Source organism: Pseudonocardia hydrocarbonoxydans (genome assembly GCF_006539565.1).
Classification (GTDB): domain Bacteria; phylum Actinomycetota; class Actinomycetes; order Mycobacteriales; family Pseudonocardiaceae; genus Pseudonocardia; species Pseudonocardia hydrocarbonoxydans.
In genome coordinates this window covers 1-6,752 of record NZ_BJNG01000069.1, presented here as the reverse complement: position 1 = coordinate 6,752, position 6,752 = coordinate 1, and the positions used below count along the sequence as shown (strand labels likewise).

Annotated in this window: 9 protein-coding genes and 1 riboswitch; of the genes, 3 read left to right on the top strand and 6 right to left on the bottom strand. The window is 66.0% G+C overall.

The annotated features are described in order from the left end of the window. Positions 1–45: 45 nt before the first annotated feature. The 5 genes from PHY01_RS25870 to PHY01_RS25850 all read right to left on the bottom strand — a co-directional run bounded on the left by PHY01_RS25870 (position 46) and on the right by PHY01_RS25850 (position 3,741). Positions 46–1,044 carry a hypothetical protein gene (locus PHY01_RS25870; protein ID WP_141282868.1) on the bottom strand — a complete coding sequence of 333 codons (999 nt, stop codon included), beginning with the start codon at positions 1,042–1,044 and terminating at the stop codon, positions 46–48. 256 nt (positions 1,045–1,300) lie between these two features. Continuing rightward, on the bottom strand, positions 1,301–1,735 hold the full coding sequence (locus tag PHY01_RS25865) for a hypothetical protein (RefSeq protein WP_141282866.1): 435 nt from the start codon (positions 1,733–1,735) through the stop codon (positions 1,301–1,303). Between the two features lie 361 nt (positions 1,736–2,096). Beyond that, positions 2,097–2,954 (bottom strand): alpha/beta hydrolase, encoded by an 858-nt coding sequence (locus PHY01_RS25860; RefSeq protein WP_170183990.1) that lies wholly within the window; start codon positions 2,952–2,954, stop codon positions 2,097–2,099. 69 nt (positions 2,955–3,023) lie between these two features. Further along, positions 3,024–3,293 (bottom strand): GlsB/YeaQ/YmgE family stress response membrane protein, encoded by a 270-nt coding sequence (locus PHY01_RS25855; protein WP_141282862.1) that lies wholly within the window; start codon positions 3,291–3,293, stop codon positions 3,024–3,026. Positions 3,294–3,426: 133 nt separating this feature from the next. After that, entirely contained in the window at positions 3,427–3,741 is a 315-nt protein-coding gene (locus tag PHY01_RS25850) for a DMT family transporter (protein ID WP_141282860.1), read from the bottom strand. Positions 3,742–3,755: 14 nt separating this feature from the next. Beyond that, positions 3,756–3,820, bottom strand: a riboswitch (guanidine-III (ykkC-III) riboswitch). A gap of 367 nt (positions 3,821–4,187) precedes the next feature. Between PHY01_RS25850 and PHY01_RS25845 the strand changes: the two genes are divergently transcribed. Beyond that, complete coding sequence (locus PHY01_RS25845) at positions 4,188–4,727, top strand: pyridoxamine 5'-phosphate oxidase family protein (RefSeq protein ID WP_141282858.1); 540 nt, start codon at positions 4,188–4,190, stop codon at positions 4,725–4,727. A gap of 308 nt (positions 4,728–5,035) precedes the next feature. Here the strand turns inward: PHY01_RS25845 and PHY01_RS25840 are convergent, their stop codons facing one another. Continuing rightward, positions 5,036–5,308, bottom strand: a complete 273-nt coding sequence (locus PHY01_RS25840; protein ID WP_141282856.1) for a SinR family protein — start codon at positions 5,306–5,308, stop codon at positions 5,036–5,038. 216 nt (positions 5,309–5,524) lie between these two features. Here PHY01_RS25840 and PHY01_RS28330 point away from each other — a divergent pair, with 216 nt between their 5' ends. Next, the gene (locus PHY01_RS28330) at positions 5,525–5,890 is read left to right on the top strand and encodes a helix-turn-helix domain-containing protein (RefSeq protein WP_370467468.1); all 366 of its coding nucleotides are present in this window, start codon (positions 5,525–5,527) and stop codon (positions 5,888–5,890) included. Next, positions 5,887–6,414, top strand: a complete 528-nt coding sequence (locus tag PHY01_RS25830; RefSeq protein ID WP_141282852.1) for an ImmA/IrrE family metallo-endopeptidase — start codon at positions 5,887–5,889, stop codon at positions 6,412–6,414. The genes PHY01_RS28330 and PHY01_RS25830 overlap by 4 nt, the downstream gene beginning before the upstream one ends. Positions 6,415–6,752: the final 338 nt, after the last annotated feature.

Below are 6,752 nucleotides of genomic sequence, written 5' to 3'. Positions count from 1 at the left end.
ATGCCGAACCACCGGCCTGGCAGGGATGAACCCCGCGCCGCGAGATCACCGTCCAGCGGGTGACTTTCGTGAGACTGGCTGCTCGAAGCTACTGTGCCCGATTATCTCCAGCGAGCAGGTCGCCGACGAATCGCTCCAGATGAGCGGCTCGCAGGCCCACATCTTGGGTCGAGTAGGCCGCGGATAATGACCATGGACGAGCGCACTGCGCATCTCGTAGCAGCGGGTGAAGAACTTGATCGGAGTCTCAGCGCCGGTCGAACTACCTTCCATGTAGGACCTGCTTCCGAGTGTGGAGGCTAGTTGTCGGCCCGACTGGTTCACGGACTGCAGCCGCAGCCACTTCAAGCTGCCAATGAGCGATCTCTTCTCCGGATCGGGGAGGTCTGCCGTCTCCGTCAACTTGGAGAGGCGTTCGACGTGCTCGAGTACGATGTCTGGCCGCGTGACCTCTGGAAGTAGCGTCTCGATCGCCATCATTAGCATTACGAAGCGAGCGTCAGCGTGTGACTCGTTGAATGATGCGCTGTAAAGAGAGTATGCCATCTCTTCTTGCGGTGACATAGACGGATTCTTTTTTGCCGCCAACGAGAGAGCTTCCAGAACGCCGCCTTTGCCGACTGAGGCTGTCACTGGTCCCACTCTTGCAAATATCGGCGCCGGTTCACACTCGAACACCGTCAGGCCCATAAAGTCATTCAGCATCCGTCCCCCGTGCTCGTCCTCAAGCATCCTTAGGCCGCTGTCGAAGTAGACTCCTGCGGTTCCTCTTTCGCCGAAATCGGCCCCAACATTCATCTTACTGAATGCGCGTTTGACTCGAACCAGCCACTGCTGCCCTGTTGCTAGTGCGGTATCGTGCGTATTGAAGGTCGATCCTCGTATGACTATTTCGCGTGTCCCGCCGATTGTTTCACCTTCGGCGGGAGCCAAGAACACATCGTGGCCGTGTGAATCGTTGGTGGCCAGGATCCAACGCGGCTCTCCCGAGGAGAGGGTCACGGTTGTGCCGAGCGTGCAGCGGATGCGGAAGCAGAAGGACATGCGGACTGCTTACCCGATCCGGTAGATGACGGATTCCCCGGCCAGGACGCCGGCGGTTGAGCTGGTGTGCGTTGGAGGCTCCGGCGGTAGACGTATTGCGTGCCCCGGACGTGCCCGCCGCAGCGGCCCGTGGCGGTCCCTGGCGGTCACTCCGGGGCTGAGCAAGCGCGAGGTCAGGGCCATGATCGTGGCGCATCACGCTGGTTCCCAATCTGATGTCAGGGCCAGTCTGATATGCCCGTGGTCGCGGATGTCGTCAAGCTTGGCGGCGCCTTCGTCGGATGTCGTCTGTGCCAAACACGCCAACATCATTACGTAGCGAGGTGCGAACCTGACCGAGAAGGTCCGCAATCTTGCTCCAGTCCTCGCCCGGTCGGGCCAGTGCTCGCTGTGTCTCCTGGAGCAGGTCCCTGGACTGGTTCGACAAGAAGATCCCATTGCCGTTCGTGTAGTACCACTCGAACATCTGAGCGTCGAGGCGTCGTCGTGCCGCTCCGTCCAGCGGCTCGCCGACGCTTCCGGGCCGCGTGAGATCCCATAGCGCTCGGTATGCGTCGACCCGGGGGATCGCGATCTGCACCTGGAGGCCCTTACGGATTGCCCCGACCCGCATCGTGGCAACCGCCGACGTGATGGCAGCAAGTAGCGCAACAGCAGCAGCGATGATCGCTGCGAGGAGAGCGGAGTCCACGCGCCACCTTGGCATAAGTCTGACGGTCGATATGGCGAGAGCGTTCGTCGGCGACCGGGCGCTCTCATCGAACAACAGAGAGCAGGCAGGCGGCAGGTCGCGACGCTGATCTTGCTTAGTCTCGTTCGTAGTCTCGTTCGCACCCGGCCGCGGACGTTCGACTTCAAGTGTAGGGGAGCGATGGCGCAGGTGAACACCTCCGCGACCGCCCCCGGACCGCCGTCGGCAGACCTCGAAAGCGTGTGAGGTGAAAGCCTCCGTGGGTTCAAATCCCACCGCCACCGCCACCGCACCGCCAGCGCGAACAGCCGGGACGCCGGGTTCCTCACCACGAGGACCCGGCGTTCCGGCTTTCCCGGCCTCAGCCCCGGACGCCGCCGACGAACTCGCGGGTCGCCTCCACGATCCGCCGCTGCGCCGTGGCCCGGTCGACGCCCGGCACGCCGTCGCCCGGCTGCTCGCCGTAGTCGCCGAAGAAGGCGTGCACCCCGCCCTCCACCACCACCGAGCGCGCGCCGGCGGGGAGCCGGTCGGCGGTGGCGGCGATGTCGTCGGGGGTGGCGAGGCCGTCGCGGTCGCCGGACACCGACAGCGCCGCCACGTCGCGCCCGGACTGGTCGTCGGCGGGGTAGGAGGCCCAGAACAGCAGCCCGGTGACCCGCGGGTCGTCCACCGTCGCGGCCGCGGTGCCGCCGAGCGAGTGCCCGCCGAGGACCCAACGGGTGACGCCGGGATGGTCGTCGAACGGGGGCGCCGGGGCGAGCAGCCCGATGTTCAGCGGCGGCTTCACCACCACGACGAGGTGCCCGGCGTCGGCCAGCGGCCGCAGCAGCGCGAGGTAGGCGCGGGGGTCGACCCTCGCGCCGGGGTAGAACGCGACGCCCACCGACGACGGCGCGCCGGACGGTCGCAGCTCCCAGGTCGTCGGCCCCTCCACGGCGAGGGGGTCGCCGGTCGTCGCCGCGAAGGGGCGCAGCCAGCCGGTCGCGCCGACGACCGCCACGAGCAGCGCGGCCGCCACGACCCGGCCCGCGGTGCGCCACCCGCCCGACGACCGCGGCCGCCGGGCCCGCAGGGCGATCACCACCCCCGCGACGACGAGCGCGGCGAGCAGCACCGGGTACGCGGGATGGCCGTGCACGACGCTCGCCCAGCGCGTGACGAGCACCCACCCCGGGACGCCGACGCAGGCCGATGCGAGCAGGAGTCGGACGGTCACGCCGTCATCATGTCCCCCGGACACGACGAAGGCCCCGTCCCGACGGGGACGGGGCCTTCGCGCGGTGCGTCAGCGGCGGACGGCTCGGCGTCCGACGACCACGCGGTAGATGCCCAGCAGCAGCAGCGACCCGACGAGGGCGATGAGCCACGTCTGGATGTCGAAGAAGCCGGCGGTCGACACGCCGAACAGCGCGGACCCGATGAAGCCGCCCAGCAGACCGCCGACGATGCCGATGATGATCGTGACGATGATGCCGCCCGGGTCGTTGCCCGGCATGATCGCCTTGGCGAGCGCCCCCATCAGGCCGCCGACGATGATCCAGCCCAGAATGCCCATCTCAGATCCTCCTGTGTGCCCCATGCGGCCGCTGTCGGCGACCAACTGCCAACGGGTTCCCGGGACGCCCCCGCGCCAACCACGCTCACCCCGTCCGTGAGGTTGTTGTGACCTGATCAAGGTCCCGTTGGGCTCAATGGAGGAACTTCAGCCCCACAACGCCGGACACGATGAGAACCAGGCACAGGATCCGCAGCGTCGTGACGGGCTCCCCGAGTACCGCCATCCCGTACGCGGCGGTGCCGACGGCGCCGATGCCGACCCAGATCGCGTAGCCGGTGCCGACGGGGATCGTCCGCAGTGCGTACGCCAGCCCGGCCATGCTCAGCACCAGCGCGACGCCGAACACCACGGACGGGACGAGCCGGCTCAACCCCGCCGAGCGGGCCAGCGCCGACGCCCAGACGGTCTCCAGGACTCCCGAGATCACCAGGACGACCCATGCCATGACACACCTCCGGTGCCGCGTCGTCGTCGTGCCGGGTACGACGCACCTCGTCCGGGGGTGCCGCGGGAGGCGGACCCGTGGTCGACGGTAGTGGGCGGGCGGGTCTCCGGCCACGGTTGGTGAGCGATCTGACCGCTCGACGACTCCGCTGCGCCCGGACCACCCGACCGGACCGGCGGCCCTGACAGGACCCACCCCGACGAGCGGCCCGAGTTGCGGGCCTGCGGCGGAGTGCGGGCCGGTCGGTCGTCCGGCCCTGCCGGCCCGGGAGAGGAGCCGACGATGAGCACCCAGGTTCACGACGTCGACATCGCGGCCGGTGACCACGTGTGCGCCAACTACACCGGCCCGGCCGAGCGCAACGCCATCCCGCCGCTGCCGCCACCCGGTCCCCGGCAGCACGCCGATCCGCTGGATGTGTCCGTGGCGTGTGGTTGCCTGGTCCGGTGTTCGAGTCCTCGGCTGATCTCCACCGGCTCCAGGCACTCCTCGACTCGTCGTTGGCCGGCTCGACCGACCACCTCAAGTCGATCGTCCGTCCCTGCGAACGGACCCTGACCGCCCGCCAGGTCGTCGAGGTCTGTCGAGGCATGTGCACGTTGGCCGTCGCCACCGTCACCCGCCGGGGAGAGCCCCGCATCAGCGCCGTCGACGGGCACTTCCTGAACGGCCGGTGGGTCATCGGTACCCACCCGCGGGCCGCCAAGGCACGGCACCTCGCGGCCCGACCCGCGATCAGTACGACCTACCTGCGCGGCGAGCAGGTCGGCATCTTCACCCACGGCCGCGCGACACCGCTCAACCCACGTGACCGACCGGACGATCCGACCTGGCCCGACGTCCGCGAGTACCTCCTCGAGCACTACGGCGACGACGGGACCTGGGACTGGGACGAGGTCGTCTACTACCGGATCGACCCGACCTGGATGGTCGCCTACAGCGACGACCCCGCGGCACTGGTGGACATCGCGTCACCACCCGCGTGACGGGTCGGCGGCCTGTCGTCAAAGCCTGGGTGAGACCGAACGACGAAGCCCGGTGCGTCTACCTGCGACGCACCGGGCTTCACCTGCGGAGGATGGGGGATTCGAACCCCCGAGGGCGTGAACCCAACACGCTTTCCAAGTCTGGTGACGAGCGTTCGAACCGGGTCACGGGGGTTCTGACGTCGGGCATGTGGATGGTGGCCGCAGGCGACGGCTCGTCCTGGACGGTGGAGAACGAGACTGCAACTGAGACTGCCGCTCGGCGGTGCGTGGCTCCGGACGCCGCCGGAGCCACGCACCTCGGCGCATCAGGTGTGCTTCTTCAACCAGGCGCTGATCTGCGGGCTGAGGCCGTACCAAGCCGAGCCCTGACCGGTGATGTTGACGACGTGGAGATCGTCAGACGTGTCGATGTGCTTCAGGCACTCATCACGAACGCCGGAGGCAGTCCGCGTCGTAACGACGGCCCAGGTGCTGTCGAGCACGTGACACCACGTTCCGTAGCTCTTGATGTGCTTGATCAACTCGTCGTACTTCTGGCCCGGCGAGTTGAGGTCGTACGAGATGAGCATGGTGCTCATGGGGTTCCACCCTTCGTGGTTTGGGGGAGCGGCTACTGCGGTTCCATGTCGTCCCCCGTGTCCCCACCGTGTGGTGATGTCAGTGGGGGCGACATCGCCGGACGCTAGCGGTCCGGCGGTCGGGCGTCAACCCCCCACACTCCCAGGCGGGTAGCGTTGGTTTACTAGACAAACCGGCTCGGCTATGGTAGCCGCGTGCCCCGGGAGGATCTGTCGATGAATGCTCCACCAGACGAGCAGATAGACAATTTTTACTCTGCGGTTGGACGTCGAGTAAAAGTTGCACGCACATCTGCGAACATGACTCAACTTGAATTGAGCAAACAGACAGGCCTAACGCGATCCTCGATTGCAAATCTAGAGGCCGGGCGCCAACGAGTGCAGATTCATGTGCTAGCTCTCATCGCAGGATGTCTCTCGATTGATCCGAGCGATCTAATTGCGGATACGTTCGCCGTCAGTAGGCAAGGCCTACCAAGCCCGGTGAACGACGACCTGGAACGCTACTCGACCACTGCCCGCAGCTTCGTTGAAGCAGGACTCCGCACTTCGCGGATAAGTGAATCGAAAGAAAGCGCATGACGACGAAGCGTAAGATCGAGGAGAGGGCGACTCAATTTGTTGTACGTTGCGGCGTCGCGTTCCCGCCAGTCCCCGTCATTAAGATCGTCGAGTCAGAGGGGATCGAGCTTGTCTATAGTAGATCGCAAGGAATTGAATCAGGATTTGCAATGCGAGATGGGTCACGCCGAATTATTGGTGTGAACAATCTGGAAGCCCCCCGAAGGCAGCGGTTTACTATTGCGCACGAGCTTGGCCATCTCGACCTGCACGCGGAGCGAGAGCTGACTGTAGATCAATCGGTGCGCATCTATAAGCGCGATGAAGTGTCGAGTATGGCAACTAACCTCGAGGAGATAGAGGCAAATGCGTTCGCAGCAGCGCTTCTGATGCCGAAAGACTTCATAGAAGAGGCGATGAACGGATCCCTCCCGGCAACAATTGGTGGAAGGGATCAGTTGATTTCAGCCCTTGCTCGGCAATTTGATGTGAGTATTCAGGCGATGGGATACCGCCTAGTCAACCTAGGAATGCTGTCGCCCTAGCGTGGAGTCCTGAGCGTGATCTCCTCGCGGCGCGGGTTCATCCCTGCCGGGCCGGTGGTTCGGCGTGCAGGCCACTCTTTCCCGGCTTGCATGTCGGGCCGCCGGTCTGGCTGCCTCTGGCGCGCTGTGAGGAGATCACGACCGCACCGCAGCTCCCCTGATCTCTGAGCGGTGCCGGGTCCGGGCAGCGCCCGGGTTCTTCTCGTCGTGCTCGTCGGCGGTCGCGCTGCTGATCTGGTTCTTGAGATCAGGTCGCGTCTATCGGTGGAGGGCGGGGCCGGGTAGACGGACACGCCACCTCGGCACGGGCCGGAGGTGGAGTGCTGAGGTGGCGGGGC